The following is an 18,531-nucleotide window of genomic DNA, read 5'->3' on the forward strand; positions in this document are numbered from 1 at the left end:
GACAACTCGCCGACCACCTCACCTCCCCCGACTACTGGACCCAACACATCCGCCACACCGTCCGCTTCACCACCGCCATCCACACCCTCGCCGACCACGGCGTCACCACCTTCGTCGAACTCGGCCCCGACCCCGTCCTCACCACCCTCACCCAAACCACCCTCCACGACACCCTCGCCATCAACACCCTCCGCCAGGGCCACCCCGAAACCCGCACCACCACAGCAGCCCTCGCCACCCTCCACACCCACGGCCACCCCGTCACCTGGCCCCACCTCGACGGAACCGCCACCAACCCCGCCGACCTGCCCACCTACCCCTTCCAACGCGAGCGCTACTGGCTCCACCCCACCCCCAGCACGGCCTCCCGCTCCGCCGGTCCCGCCTCGGGCGGCCACCCGCTGCTCGACATCGCCATCGAACTCCCGGACGGCGGTCACCTGTTCACCAGTGCCCTCGCCCTTCAGCGCCACACGTGGCTGGACGGGCACGCCGTCCTGGGCGTTCCGGTGCTGCCGGGCGCCGCGTTCGCCGACATCGCGCTGAAGCTCGGTGATCGGCTCGGCCTCGGCCGGCTGGACGACCTCGCCCTGGAGCACCCGTTGGTGCTTCCCGAGCGGGGCGAGGTCGAGTTCCAGGTGCTCGTCGGCCCGGCGGACGAGTCGGGGGCCCGCCCCATCGGCTTCCGCTCCCGCCCGAACCCGACCGACCACGAGGCAGCCCAGGAGTGGGTCGGCAACGCCTCCGGCCGGCTCGCCGTGAGCGCGCCGTCCGCCGCTGCGCCCCGGCCGCAGGTCTGGCCGCCTGCGGGCGCCGAGCCGGTGCCGGTCGAGCCCCTGTACGCGCAGGTCGCCGCGGCCGGCGTCGACTACGGCCCGCTCTTCCACGGTCTGCGGGCCGTCTGGCGGCACGGGACGGACCTCTACGCCGAGGTCGCCCTCCCCGAGGACACCGCGACGGACGGGTTCGCCCTCCACCCGGCGCTGCTCGACGCCGCCCTGCACCCGCTGCTGGTCTGGTCCGGCGCCGACGACGGCCTCCGGCTGCCCTTCGCCTGGCAGGGCGTCAGCCTCCGGAGTGCCGCGGGGACCGCACTGCGGGTGCGGATGTCCCGCCTCGGTGCGGACGGCCTCGCCCTCACCCTCACCGAGCCGGTGACCGGCGCGCTGGTGGCCTCCGTGGAGTCCCTGACCGTACGCCCGGTCGACCCGGCGGCGTTCCACCGCGCCGGCGCCGCCGTCCCGCTGTACGGACTCGACTGGGTCACCGTGGCCCGGTCGGCCTCGGAGCCGGTCCGCCTCGCCGCGATCGGCACCCTTCCGCAGGTGCCCTCAGGTCTGTCCCTCGACGTCCACCCGGACCTTGAGACCCTCGCCGGGAAGACGGCCGACGCTCCGCCGACCGACGTGCTCCTCGTCCTGCCCACCGAGGCCGACACCGACCACGGGCCCGACCCGGTGGCGGCCGCCCACCGCACCGCGAAGGCCGTTCTCACCGCCGTTCAGGACTTCGTCGCCGACGACCGGCTCGCCGGCAGCCGACTGGTGGTGGTGACGCGCGGCGCCGTGGCGGCACGCCCGGGCGACGACGTCCCGGCACCGGCGGGTTCGCCCGCCTGGGGCCTGGTCCGTGCGGCGCTCTCGGAACACCCCGGCCGGTTCGTGCTGGTCGACCACGACGGCAGCGACGCCTCCTGGCTGGCCCTGCCGACCGCACTCGCCGTCGAGGAGGAGCAGTTCGCCCTGCGTGCCGGGCAGCTCCTGGCTCCACGCCTGGCCGCCTTCGGCGCGTCCGGGGCCACGGCCGAGCCGAGCCCGCTGGATCCGGACGGAACCGTCCTGATCACCGGCGGCACCGGCACCCTCGGCACCCTCCTCGCCAAACACCTCGCCACCACCCACGGTGTGCGACACCTGGTGCTCACCAGCCGACGCGGCCCCGACGCCCCGGGAGCAACCCAACTCACCGCCGAACTCCGGGAACGGGGCGCCACCGTCACCATCGCCGCCTGCGACACCACCGACCGCCAAGCCGTGGACACCCTGCTCGCCGGCATCCCCACCCAACACCCCCTCACCGCCGTCATCCACACCGCCGGCATCCTCGACGACGCCACCCTCGCCACCCTCACCCCCGAACGCCTCACCACCGTCCTCCGACCCAAGATCGACGCCGCCTGGCACCTCCACCAGGCCACCGAACACCTCGACCTCCGCGCCTTCGTCCTCTACTCCTCCATCGCCGCCACCATCGGCAGCCCCGGACAGGCCAACTACGCCGCCGCCAACGCCTACCTCGACGCCCTCGCCACCCACCGCCACACCCACGGCCTCCCCGCCCACTCCCTCGCCTGGGGCCTCTGGGCCCAACCGGGCGGCATGGCGGGCACCCTGGACACCCAGGACCAGGCCCGACTGCGCCGCTCGGGCATCGCGCCGATGTCCGCCGGGTACGCGCTCGCCCTGTTCGACCGGGCGCTCCGCACGGATCGGCCGGTGCTCGTGCCCGCCAGGGTCGACACGGCGGCACTGCGCAGCGCCGAGACGGTGCCGCCGCTCTTCCGCTCGCTGGTCCGCCCGGCGGCCCACGCGGTCACCGGGTCCGCCCGGACGGCCGACGAGCCCGTGCTGCGCGAGCGGTTGGCGGTGCTCGGCGCCGCCGAACGGCTCGACGCCCTGCTGGACCTCGCGCGTACCAGGATCGCCGAGATCCTCGGCCACGACAGCCCGCGCGCGATCGGCCCGGACCGCGGCCTGATGGACCTCGGCTTCGACTCCCTGATGGCCGTCGAGCTGCGCAACAGCCTGGGCCGCCTCACCGGCCTCCGGCTGCCGAGCACCTTCGTCTTCGACTACCCCACGCCCGTCGCCATGGCCCACGAGCTGGACTCCCGCCTCGGCCTCGGTGACGGCGGCGGCGCGGACGACGGTGCCGAGACCGCCGACGAGGCGACGATCCGCCAGGCCCTGGCCGCCATCCCGCTGGACGTCCTACGGGCGTCCGGGCTGATCGAACCGTTGCTGCGCCTCGGCCGGACGGCGGAGCCTGCGCCGGCCCCGGAGGACCGCAGCGCCTCGATCCAGGAGGCCGACACCGACGAACTGATCCGGATGGCGTTCGCCGGCCTCGGCTGACCGCGCTCCACCGCCGTGCAGCCCTGGCCCCCAGGCCGGGGCCGCACGGCGTCCCCGGAACGCTGATGACGTCCGTCACTCCCCGGCGGTGTCCATCGGGATCCGGGCCGGTTCGGCCGGCCGGGAGAACATCGGCCGGTGTCCGGTGGCCGGTTCGACCAAGCGCGACCGTCTGTCGGTGCGCCCCGACCCTGGTTCCTCCTCCACCTCACCGGCTCGGCGGGTAGACGCGCTCGCCAGCGGGCATGGCACGGTCGTAGCGCACCGCCATCAGCCGTGAGAAGGTAACAAGCATGAGTGCAATAAAGTTCATCCTCAATGTCATCTGGTTGATTTTCTGTGGCATTTGGATGGCTCTTGCCTACGTACTTGCCGGAATTATCTGCTGTCTACTCGTCATCACCATTCCATTTGGCGTTGCCTCATTTAGGATCGCCGGCTTCATACTGTGGCCGTTCGGGCGGACCACCGTCGAGCGCCGCGACGCCGGGGCGGCGTCCTGCGTCGGGAACGTGATCTGGTTCGTCTTCGCCGGGTGGTGGCTGGCACTCGGGCACCTGCTCACCAGCATCCCGCTGTTCCTGTCGATCATCGGCATCCCCTTCGGCTGGGCCAACCTCAAGATGATCCCGGTCTCGCTGATGCCGCTGGGCCGCGAGGTGGTGTCCACCGACCAGGCCTGGGGCGCACGGTACTGAGCCACCACCAACGCGAATGGCCGACGAGGAACTTAGCCCTCGTCGGCCATCCGCGTTCGTGCTGGTCAAGCTCACGGAGGTATCTTGACTGATACTTTCTGCATTGGCCAGATGCGCCAAGCGAGCAGGACAGCAGACGGCGATCCTAAATCCGACCCGGATGGTCCGCCAAGTTGTCGAGCAGCTGGCGTGCAACCGCAGCCGCAGTAGCGTCGGAGTCCCGTGTAAGCGATTCGACGACTCCCCTCGACGCCTCCACTGCCACCCTCGAATTCTCCTCCCAGGAGATCTTTTCATCATGGGATGAACGATACTGCGGCCCGGCAGCAGCCGCAGCACCAGCCCATTGTCGAGTGGAATTTACAGCAGCAACCAACTCCAGGATCTCAACCCGGCAATTCACTTCGGGAATTTCCGCCAATTCCATGAGGAATGGAATTACGCTAGCCGTGGCCTCCGTGAGAACAAATCCCAACGCACACACCCGATCCGCCAGTTCCTCGAGGGCATCACGAGCATCGCCCGCGCTGGCCCATGCCAACTTTGAAAGCAGCGCCGGAAGCTCAACTGCCGAGCCGGTAGCGTCAGAGAGCTCACCCCATCGAACAGCAGGGAGTCGCTTGAGTGGCCTTCCCATCACATCACCCTTGGAATAGGTCGGTTATCTGGAGCCTCGACATTACGGCCTGACATTGCGGGCAAGCGGGGAGCAATTCCCCGTACCGGGCGTGATCAAATGGCTTGCGGAGCATCGCTAGGCTACTGCTTCCGCGTACCAGGTCGCCAGCCTCCATCGCCTGAGCGATGCAGCCTATTTCGGCACACCCTCCGTGATGGCCAGTTTGACCAATTACTCGACGCAACGGCAAGGGGAGAATCCTCAAGGCCTCACCTGTCCTGCGGGTGCCGATACGAAGCCGCGGTCGGCGGCTGGCTCGCCGATCGCGAGCACGGACCGGCACCATCCGGCCGGGCCCCGGGCCAGCGCCCCCTTTGCACGCTGGCCATTGACGGCAAGACCGTCCGCGGCGCCCGCCGCGGACACGGCACCCAAGTCCACCCCCTCGCCGCCATGACCGGAGGCGGCCAGGTCATCGCCCAGCGCGAGGTCCACTCGAAGACCAACGAGATAACCGTTTCAAACCCAGCTCGCGCCGCTCGACCTCGCCGACACCGTGGTCACCTTCGACGCGCTGCACTCGCAGACCGAGCACGCCCGCTTCCTCGTAGAGGACAGCAGGCCCACTACATCGCTGTGATCAAGGGCAACCACCACCCCACCCTGCAGCAGGCGCTGAAGCGGCTGCCGTGGCGGGGGGTTCCACCGCAGAACAGGACCCGTGCCACCGCGCACGGCCGCGACGAGATCCGCCGGATCAAGACCTGCTCCGTCGCGCGCGACCTCAACTTCCCCCATACCGCCCAGGCCGTCCAGGTCGTACGTCGCCGCCGCACCGTCACCACCGGCAACGTCACCCTCGAACGCGTCTACGGCGTCACCAGCCTGCACCCCCACCAGGCCGAACCAGCCGAGCTCGCCTCATGGGTGCGCGGCCACTGGGGCATCGAGGACAAAATCCACCACGTGCGCGACACCACCTACGCCGAGGACGCCTCCCGCGTGCGCACCGGCACCGCACCCCGGACCATGGCCATCCTGCGCAACCTCGCCATCGGCGCACTCCGGCACGCCGGCCACGACAGCATCGCCGCCGGGCTCCGTCACCATGCCCGCGCCCCCTGCCGCCCGCTCTCCACCCTCGGCATCATGTGATCAAACCGGACAGATTGCCTGAACGACGCCGCCCTGGCTTCTGGGCCTGTCTCGATGGCTTCGTCGCCGACCTCAACCATCGCCCACGCAAAACGCTCGGCTGGGAAGCCCCAGCCGAACGCCTGCATAAACGCTCAGAGCTTGATCAAACCAGGTCGGGGATCAGCAGTCCGTCCGAACCACCAGGTAGCTCGCGGCCAGCACTTCGAGCGGCGCAGTGTGGGCCGCCACCGCCGTGGCGAGCCGGGCCGCGAGTGCGGATCGGGCGCGCTAGTGCGGGACATCGGGGTTGGGACTCGCCAACAGCGCTCTGCCGACCAACTCGATGCGATGGTGGCTGGCCTCGGGCAGGGCGAGGACCTCGGCGACGGTCCATGGGCCGCTGTGCCCTTCGAACGCTGTCACGCGCCGCTCAGTTGTACGGGTTGCTCGGCGCCACCGGCTCCGCCGTAGCGGCACAATTAGCCAGACAGCTGGCGGCGGCAAAGTACTACAGTGGCCCCGTCGGAACATTGCTCCAACGGGGCCACTCGTTGACGTAGATTTTATGAATCTTCCGGAATCCAAGAAATAAGCTCAGGACCTATCCCTGACTCATTCATGAAGTCCCGGAGCGAGTCCTCAGTCGATTGTTCCGACATGGACATCAGCGCATAGCCAGGAACCGAGCTTCCACAGATCCGCACTAGTGCGACAATAACCCCGGACTGAAGTCTCATGACACATATTTCAGCCTCCTGATCCTCGCCGCCCGGAGAGTGAATAATCCCTCCCAGGGATTCAATTTGACTTCTTTCAAGATTAATCTGTGCACATATCACTGGTGGTCGAGACGGAGCCCAAAAGCTCAATGGCAATGGAATCAAGACTCACCTCACGGTACGCGATATTACGATAGGAATCTTGGCCAAGTCTCCCCCATTTGCCGATATCACTCCCTTTAGGCTGGCGGGCCACCAAGCCTGCCCCGGAAGTGACTTTCTTGAATCGAGAGGCTTGACTGTCGTATAGAATTCAAAGCTTCCGGGGTCCGCATTGGCCGGCAATGGCTTGGCGTGCGCCTGCACTACCCCCTCCTCTGGCCAGAAGATACGGGATGGATTGCCCCAAAGCTCCCCCGAGGCTTCAACCAGGTCAAGAGTTTCCGTGGTCTGCGTGCTGCTTCCATTAGAGAGGCGAGTGAACGGCCCGTAAAGCACCGTCTCAAGTTGCTCATCTCGACTAACCGCACCTGCACTCTGATCCGCCCCGGGGCATTGATCGCCCGAGGTGTTGTGCACGAGGACCGGCGTGGTCCCCGCGAGCACATAGTACGTGTGGAGGTCGGCGACGGTGAGGTCGTATGCGGTCTGAGGGTTGGTGTCGTAGTTCCGCACGGTCAGGACGGTGAGGGTTCGGCCGTCTGCGGTGCGGAGTTCATCTCCGGTGTGGAGTTCCGAGGCGTTGGTCCAGCGCTGGGTGGTTTGGTCCCAGAAGGGGTGGTGCTGGGTGCTGGTGAGGTTCTCCGCCTTCCTGGAGTCGCTGGTGGAGGCGGTGGCCTGCAGGGTCAGGTCGGTGAAGTGCTCGTCGTCCGGTGTGCGGATCGTGTGGGTGACGGGTTTGGGCTCGGTCTTCCCGGTTGTCGGGTCAGTCGCCTGGACCTGGTCGCCAGCCTGAAGGGTCTCGATGGCTTGAGAGGTGCCGTCCGCCAGGAGGACGCGAGTGCCTGGAGGAAAGCTGTGTGCGGCGCCTGCCAGAAGACTGGTGATATCGCACGCCGCGTTGGATGCGGCGCTCGCTTCTTGTTCGACCTTTTCTGCTTCTTTGGTGGCCTTTGCGGCCTTTTCGGCGAGCTGTGTGCCCTTCGCGGCTATGCGCTCGCCGGGGATGACGCCGGCGAGGTTCTGGGCGGCACTCAGGTAGTTGCCGTCGTAGGCGTCCATGACGCCGGACCCGACGGCGCCGACGACGCTCACCCCGGGGATGTATTGGACCGTGTCAAAGAGCTCGTGGACGCTGTCCTTGACTGTGCCACCGCGATAGATGATGAAGATGTGGTTGGAAACGTAGTTGGGATGGTCCTTGTTGCCGCTGTACCAGTTCCAGTAGCCCTCGGTCCAGGATCCGTCGCGTTCGAGTTTGAACGTCTCGGTGGTGACGTTGCCCTTGTCGTCGGCGCAGGTGCCGAAGCCGCCGCAGACGCCGTCGGGGCGTAGCCCGCTGGGGTCGCTGAGGTTGACGGGGTTGTTGTTGCTGTAGGCGTAGCCGTTCCATTGCTGGGGGTCGGCTTGGTCGAGGATGGGGTCGGGGCTGATGAAGCGTCCGCGGGCTGGGTCATATTGGCGGGCGCCGAGGTTGGTGAGGCCGGTGGTGTCGTCCTTGCTGCCGCCGACGTAGCCCTTGGTGCCGGCCCACTGGCCAGGCGTGGGCTGGGTGCCGCGGGGGTTGCCGAAGGGGTCGATGGGGCGGCGGGTGACGGTTTGGTTGGGGTCGGTGTTGATCTGGACGCCGTTGGTGCCGTGCGGGTCGGCGGCCTGGATCAGGACGGTGCCGCCGCCGATGGGCGCGGTGACGCGGGTGAAGGTCAGGCCGCCGGGGGCGGCGATGGAGCGGACGTTGCTCAGCGATCCGTTAGGAACCGAGGTGTCGAGGGTGAGCTCGTCGGTGGGCAGGTTGAGCGTGGTCTTGCCGGGGTTGCGGCGGATGAGCTGGTTGCCGTCCGCGTCGTAGAGGTAGGTGGTGGTGGCGCCGGTCTGGCCAGTCTTGGTGAGGGAGTCGAGTCTGTCTTCGCCGTTCCAGGTCAGGGTGGTGGTGCCGCCGGTGTCGGTAATGGCGGTGGTGCGGCCCTTGGCGTCGTACTGGTAGGTGACGGCCTTGGTGCCGGCCGGGCCGGTGGTGGTGGAGGTGAGCAGGGCGTGGGGTCCGCCGGTGCCTCCGCCGCTGTTGGAGGCGGCGGTGGGGGTGTTGGTGGTCTTGGCGGCTCCGAAGGTCTGGGTGGTGGTGGTGTCGTTGAGGCTGTTTCCGGTGATGTCGTGCTGGACGAGGCCGGTGCGGTTGCCGGTCGCGTCGTAGGTGTAGGTGTTCCAGTAGGGTGCGGGGCCGCCGACGGTGCGGCCGCCGGGGTTGACGGTTGCCGGGGCGTCCTTGTTGGTGCAGCCGCCGATGCCGGGCACGTTGGCTGAGCTGCCGGTTCCGTGGACGGTGCCGGAGGAGTCGGTCCAGTCGGCGACCGTGGTCACGCCGCCGGTGTCGGTCCAGGCGCCTGTCAGCCGGTTGAGGTGGTCATAGGTGAAGCACTGGGTGTCGGTTGCCGAGGCGTTCTGGATGTTGGTGACAGAGGTTATGCGGCCGGACGGGGTGTAGGTGTACGAGGTCTGGTCGACTGCAGTGGCTCCGACCTGACGGTCGATGAAGGAGTTGATGACTCGTCCTGTGGCCCAGTCGTACTGCTGAGTCGAGACGACCTGCGTGCCGTAGTCACCGGCCGTCGTGCGGATGGGGCGGGCGAGCGCGTCGTAGTCGACCTGCATGACCACGGTCTGGTCAAGGCTGGCAGCAGAGAACAGGAGTCCCGTGTTGCTGTTGGCGTAGGTGACCGACTCGGCTGGAAGCCCGCCAGCGGCGGGGATGTTGGTCTTCGTCAGAGCGCCGAGGACCGAGCTGTAGGAGTTGGTTGTGGTGTAGGTGCCGGCGAGGGCGCCTTCCTTGGAGGGAATCGTGACGGAGGTGCCGAGGGGGCGGTACGCGGTGTCGTAGCCGGTGACGGCCTTGGTGTAGGCCGCGCCGTTCGCGCCGCCGACGTATCGGGTGGAGGATGTGGGTTGGCCCTTGACGAGGGTGTCGTAGGTCCAGGACGCCAGTTGGTTCGCGAGTGCGACGCTTCCGTTGTACGTGCCGGTCTTTCGGCCGAGCAGGTCGTACGTGTAGGCGAGGGTGCTGCCCTTGGCGTCGGTCGTGTGGTCGATGCGCGAGTTGACGTCGTAGAAGGTCTGAGCCGTACCAGTGTCCGGGTCGGACACGGAGACCTGCCGACCGCGCAGGTCGTAGGTGTAGTTCCAGGTGTTGCCGCTGCTGTCGGTGCGGCCGGCGGTCTGACCGGCGGGCGTGTACGCGTACGTGGTGACGTCCGCGTCGGCGCTGTTGCCTGTAGCGGTCGGCGTGCGGTACTGCCAGCGGGCCGTTGTCCGGCCTCGGGCGTCGGTCACGGTCGAGGTGGGCGTTGCGCCATTGGGTGGGGTCACATCGGTGCGGTCGGCACCGGGGTAGGCGGTAGTGGTGGCCCACTGGAGGTTGCCGTTCGAGCGGAACTCCGACCGCACGACACGGCCGTTGCCGTCATAGGTGTTCCAGGTCTGGCCCGGAACCTGCCCGTCGGCTACAGGCATGAAGATCGAGTTTGTCGGGAACGAGCTCTTCTCGTAGTAGGGGGCGGAGGTCTTGATGACCCAGCCGTGTGTGTCGTAGACGGTGTCGGTGATCAGTCGCCCGTTGGGTCGGGCGTCGCTGGTGCGCTGGCTCTGCCGGGGGCGGCCCAGGCCGTCGTAGAGGTCGATGTTCGCCGAGTAGGTGCTGGCACCGTCGTTGAGGGATTCGGTCTTGACAGTGGACGGTCCAGCGGTGCCCCTGAGGGAGTAGGTGAACTTCTTGCTCGCCAGGTCCGTGGTCGGGCGTCCCGGTGCCCACACGGCGGTGAGGCGGCCGAGGGCGTCGTACTGGGAGGTGGTGACACGGCCGTTGACGTCGGTGCTGGTCAGCACGGACCCGCGGGCCGGGTCCTGCGTGGTCGTCGTGGTCCAGCCGGCTCCCATGGGCCCAGTGGTCTGCACCTGGGTCGGGAGCGCACCGGAGGCAGGCGTGAAAGCGATCTTGGTCACTGCGGGCGTGACCGACGGGCCGCTGATCTGATTTCCGGCGGCGTCATACGTGGAGCCGTCGGTGGTCGACGTCGTCAGGCTTCGCCCGTAGGCGTCGAAGGTCGCGCTGCCGATCTGCACGTAGGCGGGATTGCCGGACTGGTCGAAGTGATCAAGTGTCTGGGAGCCGGTCGGCTCGCCGGTCGCGCCCGCCTTGCCGAAGGGCTTGCCGTCGTAGATCGTCCGGCCTGCGGAGAGCGTGCTGGTGGATGTGGCTGTGCCAGAGCATGCCCCCTGGAAGGAGGTCTCCTGCGAGACGAGCGTGAGCAGCTGCGGGTTGTCGCTGGCCGCGTAGCCGGTCGTGGTGCAGATCTCGGGGGTGGCGGCGGTGCCGTCGCCCTTGTCGTCGACCTTGATGACGCGGTTGCCGTTGGCCGGTTCGGTGGTCGTTACTCCCGTGGTCGTCCGCCATGTTCCGTCGGCGAGCTTGGCCTTGGTGATCGCGGTGGTTTCGGAGTCCGCGTACCAGGCGAAGATCTGCGGCGCACCGGCGCTCTGGGCGTGGGTCGCGGACTTCTGCTGCCCGTTGTAGGTACTGCCGGATGTCGTCGTGACCGTGCCGCCGGCCTTGTCGAAGGTCTCGGTGGCGACGACGCGGCCGTTCAGCTGGTTGCTGTCAGTGACGGTGCCGCCGAGGGGGCTTGAGACCTGGACGCTGCGCTTGGTCGTGCCGTCGGCGAGGTAGTCGCCGTCCATGCCGCGCAGGTAGGTGACCTTCTGCTGGGTCTTGGGGGCTTCGCCGGGGTCGGCGTTGCCGGTGGTGGTGGTCACCGACTGGTAGCCGCGGAAGTCGTCCCAGCTGCGGGTCTTGGGGTCGGTGGACTCGGCGTCGTTGCGGTGCCAGGCAGCCCCGCCGTTGTAGGTGTACTCGGTGGTCTTGGAGATGGCAGGGGTGCTGACGAGGTCCTGCTCGGTGACGGTCTTGACGAGGGGCTTGTCGAACCAGTCGTTGACCGGGTCCTTGGAGGACTGGCCTGGCAGGTACCACTTGACGGGCATGCAGGCCATCGTGTTGCCGTCCTCGGAGGCCGGCATGTGGTTGTTGACCCGGGAGCACTCGGGGTCGGCGTAGATGACGTTGATCCGGCCGCCCATCTCGGTCGTGATGCTCTGGATGCGCGGACGCATGAACATCGGCGACGCCGGGACGAGACCGTCGATGCGGTTGGCGCGCATCTTGTACTGGAACTGCACCGGGGGCAGATCCTTGATCTCCGCCTGCCCGTTGCTCGGGACGTGCTGGACGGAGTCGAGCTGCAGGAGGCGCTTGGTGCCGTCGCCCGGGTCGGCGAGTTCCTGGTTGAGGTTCCAGGTGTCGACGGTGCGGTAGGCGTTGTTGACCAGGACCTGAGTGCTGATCGTGGTCAGGCGCTTGGTGGTGAAGAACGTCGGCGCGGAGACGGTGCAGGAGCTGTCGGTGCAGATCTGGTCGACCGGTGTGTCCGGCCACGCGTTCGGGGTGCTGGCTCGCTTGGCCTCGGAGCAGTCGTTGGAGGCGTCCGGTATGCAGCGTTCGGCGACGGTGAAGAGGACCTTGGCCGCCGGGTTCGCGCCGCCCTTGGCCGCCTTCTGGTCATCCAGGCGCTGGCCGTAGCCGATCTCCCTGAGGTAGCCGGAGCGCTGGTAGTCGGTGAGGGTGCCGTTGCCGTTGCTCTGGGCGTTGCCGCGCTTGTACTTGTTTCCTTCGGCGGCGTACTTGTAGGTGGTCAGGTTGCCGTGCGGGTCGACGACGTAGTCGAGCTGCCAGCGCCAGGCCATCTGGCACCACGAGCTGTTTCCGCTGCCGGCGTTGTAGCAGGGGTCGCCGCTGTTGGGCGAGTACACCGGTGCGGTCAGGACGGAGTTGGCGGCAGGGTCGCTGCCGTCGCCGCCCGGCAGGTGGTTGAGGCCGAAGTAGTACTGGATGCCATCGGGCGTGGTGATCCGCCAGTACTCCATGCCCTGGTAGTCGATGTCACCCGCGGCCTTCGGGGCGCCAGTGAGCTGCTCGACCTTGGTGCCGTCGTCGCTCGAGAGGTGCCAGGTCCCGGTCGCGTCATCGCGCACGATCGTGCCGGAGTGGCCTGCGAGGGAGAGAGTGGCGTTCTGTCCGCCCCAGCACTGGTCTGCGGAGCCGGTGATGCCGGCCTTGTCGCAGCCGCGGTAGGAGCGCTCGATGAATCCGGGCTCGTAGCCCCAGCCGTCACCGATCCATGAGGGCTGCGCGTTCGTGGCGGACGTCTTGCCGTCCACGTCCGCGGAGTTGTAGCTCAGCGCCACAGCGGGTGCCGCGTTGCCGAGGGCGGGCGGCACCTGGATCGGATAACTGTACGTGAAGTTGCCCGCGTTGGAACCCGAGGTCCAGGCCGACGAGGGCGACATGGGAGACGCGGTGTAGGTACCCAGTGCGCCGGAGGGTGAAGGCGCCGCGGAGAGCACGAGAGATCCCGCGCTGCTGCTGGTACTGGCGGTGGCCACGGTTTGGGCGGGCGCTGCTGTTGTGGTGAAGGAGGCCTTTACGGCACCCGTCTGCCCCTGCCGGGGGGTTGCCGCGGGCGGCAGGGTGACATCCGCTGTGATCTCACCGTGCCCGTCGGCTTTCGCCGTCACGGGGGTCTGGGTACGGCACTCCGGCAGGTCCGGTGTGGTCAGTGCACAAGGCGGCAGAGCGACAAGGGAGGCCCGGTCGGACCATCCGGCCGCCTGCAGTGCCTTCAAGTCCAGGGTGACGCTAGCCGCGCGTCCACCGCTGCTGGCGGGTGCCTCAGCATCGGTCAGGGCGATGAGCGGGCCGTTGACTCCGGCGGCCTTGCCCTTGTCCTGCCCGGTCACCTGCACCGTGACCGTGTGCGCGCTTTCTGTCTTGCCGGCGCCGGGTGCGACGCGGACGGCGAGTGCTCCGGCCTTGGTGCCGGTTGCGCCGCCGGAGGCCGGTGATGCTCCGCCGGTCGCCTTGCGCGCGGCCTCGGCTTCGGCGCTGTCGGCCCCGACCGTCACCGTCGCTGTGCCCGTCGTCAATGGTGCCGTCGGTTCGGGCGTCCAGGCAGGAGCCTTGGCCGCCGGGGGAGGCGCCGGCTGGGCGTCGCGCCCCTCGACCGAGACGGTCCCGTCACCCAGCGGCGTGTTCGGCGGAGTCCAGACCTTCCCCTTCTGAGCGGGAAAGGTCACCGCCATTGCCGACGGCACGCTCATCCCGGTCATTGTCAAGGCGACCATCGCCGCCACCACAGGTGACCGCCATCGGCCTCCTGCTGGTCTCCCAGCCCGTTTGCGGGCAGGCCAAGCCATCGTCACGTCTCCTCGTGGGTTATCGATAGGAGGTCAAATAGGCATGGCTATGCCATGGTTGATGTGACGATAAGTGAAGGCTCCGACACATCGCCAGAGTGTTCGATCGCCTCATGTGAGATGTTTATTAAGTCTTGACGTTGGCATCTCGCGCGTATACGGACATGTCCACGCAAGGCGGTAACGGGTTTGACTGACCGACAGGTCAGGCCACATCGTTCCCATCCGAACGCAGATGCACGACGGTGTCTGCCTACCGGGAGGGATTCACAGAAGAGGCATGTCCACCACGCCACGGACAATTGCGCACACTCCGCCGCCACCATCGATACGCAAGCGCGCCACCCGCATGACCGCGCTCGCAGCGGGCTGCCTGGTAAGCCTTGGCCTGCTCGCCGCGCCTTCAGCAGTGGCGGCCGATTCCCCGGCCGCACCCACCCACGGGCCAGCTGGCGGAGTTGCGCCACTGGTTCCGTCCACGCCCACCCCGGCCCACACGCCGATGCAGCAGGCCATGCTGGACGCGATCGCCAAGGCGAAGTCCACCGGCAAGCCGGTCGTCATCGACGCTCTGACCGACGTGGCGTCCAAGACCGTCGCCAACCCGAACGGCACGCTGACCACCACGGCCAATGCACAGCCCGTCCGCGTGAAGCGGGACAGCGGCTGGGCCGATCTCGATCCCACGCTCCGCCCGAACCCCGACGGCACCATCAGCCCCGCTGTCGCGAGCACGGCGCTGACGCTGTCCGGCGGCGGAAGCGGCCCCATGGCCACCCTCGCGACCACCGACGGCAAGCAGTTGTCCGTCGGCGCCCCGTTCTCACTGCCCAAGCCGGCCCTGAACGGCGACACGGCCACGTACGCGAACGTACTGCCCGACGTCGACCTCCAGGTCACCGCCCTGCCAGTCGGTGGCTGGCGAGACGTGATCGTCGTACGGACGGCGAAAGCGGCGGCCAACCCGGGGCTCAAGACCCTGCGCTTCCCGATCACCTCCCAAGGGCTGACGGTCTCCTCTGACGCCAACGGCAGTATCAACGTCAAGGACGACAAGGGCAGCCTGCGCTTCCGATCGCCGGCGCCGCTCCAGTGGGACTCCTCCAACTCCTCAGCGGCTCCCGCCGGCGCCACGGCCGGGGTCACGTTGGCGTCCTTCTCCGCGGCGGCACCGTCCTCCGACGCGCCTCCGTCGCCGGCTGCGGCTGGGACCCCGTCGACGGCTGAGGCTCCCGGTGACGGCGCGAACGTCGCCAGGATCGGCAGCAACATCACGGCAGGGGCGATCGAGCTGACGCCCGATCCCCAGGCCCTTGGTTCTGGGACCGGCCCGTGGTATCTCGACCCGTCCCTGGTCGCCGCCACCAGCTCGGTCCAGGGCTCGGTGGAGGCCCAGGAGAACTACAAGTCGGCGGAGAACTTCAACAAGAAGAGCAACTTGGCTACCGGCTACTGCGGCTATCACAGCAGCGACCCGAACCTGGACTGCGGCGGTGAGGGCCGCCAGCGCGCCTACTTCCAGTTCGGCATCAACCCGGCGCTCTACACCAAGCCCAGTGGCGCCGAAAGCCCGCCGACCATCTTCAACTCCACCCTCAACGCCCAGGTCACCGGCGCGTCCAGCCCGGGGACGAACACGCCGCTGGTGGTGTACTCGGCTCCCAAGCCCATCTACGAGCACACCAGCTGGAACGACCAGCCCTGCGGCACCAACCGCAGCATCGTCATGGAGAATTGTCCGTCGGTCAACGGGCAATGGATCACCGGCACCGGCCCGCTGGCCATCGACGTGACCGACATCATGAAGCAGGCGGTTGCTGGCCAGTGGCCGTGGTGGACCGCCGCCATCGCCCCGCAGGGCAATGAGTTCGATAAGTCGTTCCGGCACCAGATCGCCAACAACCCGTACATCACCACCACCTACGACATCACGCCGACCGTCTGGTGGGCTCGCACCACGCCCACCCCGGGGTTCGCGGGCAACAACAGCACGGCCGCGTGCACCAGCGGCGGCGCCAACCCGTGGGACAACCCCGGCTGGGTCGGTAACAACCAGGAGATCTACCTCACCGCCAACAGCTGGTCACCGGCCGGACAGCCGCTCTACACCGGCTACCACATGTGGGACGACAACGATCCCAACTTCAGTGCGGTGCCAGGAGCGTGGGGCGGAAGCTACAACGACCCCGGCCCGACCGTGAGCGTGGGATCGCTGTCGGACGGCCACCAGTACGGCTGGACCGCCCGCGCCACCGACAACACCCTGACCTCGCCCATGACCGGGTGGTGCTACTTCCGCGTCGACAAGACCAACCCACGCGTCAGCATCAGCTCCACCGACTTCCCGCCCTCGGGAACCCCCAACCCCAGCCCGGCCAAGTACATGAACGACCAGGGCACCTTCACCATCAACGCCGACGACCCGTCCCCGGGTTCGGGCCTCCAGGCCTCCGGCGTCGCCTGCGTCCGGGTGAGCACCGACCCGACTCCGGTCGTCGGCTGGAAGTGCGGCCAGGACGGCACACAGGCACCGGGCACGCCATACACCTACCAGCCGCGCCGGTGGGGCACCAACACCCTCTACGCCTGGGCCATGGACAACGCCGGCAACTACAGCCAGCCGGCCATCTACAACTTCTACGTTCCCTGGAAGCCCGGCACCCAGCCACTGTTCGGCGACGTCACCAACGACCAGCAGCCGGACATCCTCCTCTCCGACAAGAACGGCGACCTGCGGATCATCGGCGGAAACACCGACCCGACGAACTCCCTGGCTGCTCCGGCCTCAGCCGCGCCCGGCAACCGCGAATACGGCACGACCTGGGCGGATTTCCAGATCAGCCACCACGGCGCCCTCACGGTCGGCCAGCCGGTCGACCAGCTCATCGTCCACTACAACAAGGACACTGTGCCCGCTCTGAAGCGCACACTGTTCGTGGTGACCAACGACGGCACCGGGCACTTCGACACATTCCCCCCTCTGACGCCTGACCGGCCCGCTTGCACGACCTACGGCACCGACGCACCCTGCGGCACCGACTACAACACCCAGGACTGGAGCAACGTCTCCCAGGCGATCGCCTTCGGCACCCCCAAGGGCGAAGCCGTCGGACCCAAAGCAGGCGACCCGACGAAGACCGTCTTCACCACCCAGACGTCCGTCATGACCCTGGAGAACAACAAGCTCTACGTCTTCAACCCCGCCGGCAACGCCTTCGGCAGCGCAACACTCATCCCCACCGCCTCAGGCAGCTGGACCGACCTCGAACTCATCAACCCGGGTGCGGCCAACGGGCCCACGACCAATCCCGTCGCCAAAGCTGCCAAGAATCAGGCGACGCTCTGGGCACGCAACCGGGTCAACGGAAACATCTACGCCTACGCCCTCGGCTGGAACGCCGACGGCACCGTCGACTACTCCGCCCTCACCAAGCCGGACGCCGGCACACCGATCCTGACCGGCGCCAACTGGACCAGCGCGGCCCAGCCGCTGGTCGGCGCCGCCGACCTCAACAACGACGGCTCCCCCGACCTCTGGGCCATAAACACCGGCAACGCCATCACCGTCTTCCCAGGCAAGAGCAGCACCGGCACCAAGAACAAGGTCGACGGCTTCGACAACTGGCAGTTCCTCGGCTACTCCGACGCCAGTGTCTCCCTCCACCCCAACCTGGTCACCTGGCAGTGCATGGACGCCTGGGGAGGTTCTCGGGACGGCGCTCCGCTGGCCATCGGCAGCTGCTGGAACACCGTGAACCAGCGGTTCAACCTCAGCACGGATGGCACCATCCGGGCCGGTTCTTACTGCGTCTCCACGGTCGGCAACGCCAACACCAACGGAACCCAGCTCGCCCTCGCCAACTGCGACGGCAGGCCCACCCAGAAGTGGTCCGTTCAACCGGACGGCCGCATCATCAACCAGACCACCATCACCGGAGGCGACCCCAACACCGGCCGCTGCATCGAGCTGAACAACTCGCACACCGAACAGGGCACCCGGCTCGACATCTGGGACTGCCCCGGCCTCTTCGACAACAGCCGATGGACCCTCCAGCCCGAACGGACTCCGTGACCTGTCGGCCGTTCCACGACGTGAACTGACATGACCTTCGCAGGGCGAGGCTCCGGAATATCCCGGAGCCCCGCCCTGCACACATTCAACCCGGGGTGGTCCAACTGCCTCAATGCCGCCCCCGGCACGACCTGGGCCACACTCCGGAAGAGGCCGAGGAATACCGGGTGACCGACGAGGAATGGTCCTCGTCGGCCACCCCGTGTTGGTGCTGGTCAGGCCTACGGCAGCGTCAACCAAAAGCGCAAGGGTGAAGCTGCGTCATGCGGAGCGCCGGGACACCATCCCGTTTGGCATTGCGTCGTTCCGGATTGCCGGCTTCATACTGTGGCCGTTCGGGCGGACCACCGTGGAGCGGCCGGACGCCGGGGCCGCCTCCTGCGTCGGGAACGTGATCTGGCTCGTGTTCGCCGGGTGGTGGCTGGCGCTCGCGCACCTGATCACCAGCATCCCGCTGTTCCTGTCGATCACCGGGATCCCCTTCGGCTGGGCCAACCTCAAGATGATCCCGGTCTCGCTGATGCCCCTGGGCCGCGAGGTCGTCTCCACCGACCAGGACTTCGGCGGGCGGTACTGAGCGCCTGGTGACGTCGACGGCGGCCCGCCCCCACCGGGGGGGGCCCCCGCGGTGCCCGCGGCGGGCCCGCCGGTCACATGCCGCGGGTCCCGACCGCCCCCCCCCCCCAAACCACCA

At 67.9% G+C, this 18,531-nt stretch carries 7 protein-coding genes; 5 read left to right on the forward strand and 2 right to left on the reverse strand.

The features are described 5' to 3' along the window. From ACFV1W_RS37130 to ACFV1W_RS37140, 3 genes are all read left to right on the forward strand, one after another. Nucleotides 1–3,134: type I polyketide synthase (locus ACFV1W_RS37130; protein WP_380421699.1), on the forward strand; the 3,134-nt coding region annotated here is incomplete at its 5' end. A 293-nt stretch (nucleotides 3,135–3,427) separates the two neighbouring features. Next, the gene (locus tag ACFV1W_RS37135) at nucleotides 3,428–3,832 is read left to right on the forward strand and encodes a YccF domain-containing protein (protein ID WP_380421700.1); all 405 of its coding nucleotides are present in this window, start codon (nucleotides 3,428–3,430) and stop codon (nucleotides 3,830–3,832) included. 736 nt (nucleotides 3,833–4,568) lie between these two features. Then, nucleotides 4,569–5,606 (forward strand): ISAs1 family transposase, encoded by a 1,038-nt coding sequence (locus ACFV1W_RS37140; RefSeq protein ID WP_380421701.1) that lies wholly within the window; start codon nucleotides 4,569–4,571, stop codon nucleotides 5,604–5,606. Nucleotides 5,607–5,876: 270 nt separating this feature from the next. Here the strand turns inward: ACFV1W_RS37140 and ACFV1W_RS37145 are convergent, their stop codons facing one another. Both ACFV1W_RS37145 and ACFV1W_RS37150 read right to left on the reverse strand, forming a co-directional pair. Continuing rightward, nucleotides 5,877–6,011: a hypothetical protein gene (locus ACFV1W_RS37145; protein ID WP_380421702.1), complete on the reverse strand. Its 135-nt coding sequence runs from the start codon at nucleotides 6,009–6,011 to the stop codon at nucleotides 5,877–5,879. A gap of 464 nt (nucleotides 6,012–6,475) precedes the next feature. Beyond that, nucleotides 6,476–13,669 carry a polymorphic toxin-type HINT domain-containing protein gene (locus ACFV1W_RS37150; protein WP_380421703.1) on the reverse strand — a complete coding sequence of 2,398 codons (7,194 nt, stop codon included), beginning with the start codon at nucleotides 13,667–13,669 and terminating at the stop codon, nucleotides 6,476–6,478. A 598-nt stretch (nucleotides 13,670–14,267) separates the two neighbouring features. Here ACFV1W_RS37150 and ACFV1W_RS37155 point away from each other — a divergent pair. Then, a complete protein-coding gene (locus ACFV1W_RS37155) occupies nucleotides 14,268–17,837 on the forward strand; it encodes a ricin-type beta-trefoil lectin domain protein (protein WP_380421704.1) in 3,570 nt (1,189 codons plus the stop codon). A 250-nt stretch (nucleotides 17,838–18,087) separates the two neighbouring features. Further along, entirely contained in the window at nucleotides 18,088–18,414 is a 327-nt protein-coding gene (locus ACFV1W_RS37160) for a YccF domain-containing protein (RefSeq protein ID WP_380421705.1), read from the forward strand. Nucleotides 18,415–18,531 lie beyond the last annotated feature (117 nt).

Origin of the sequence: Kitasatospora sp. NPDC059648 (genome assembly GCF_042734825.1) — a bacterium.
Lineage (GTDB): Bacteria > Actinomycetota > Actinomycetes > Streptomycetales > Streptomycetaceae > Kitasatospora.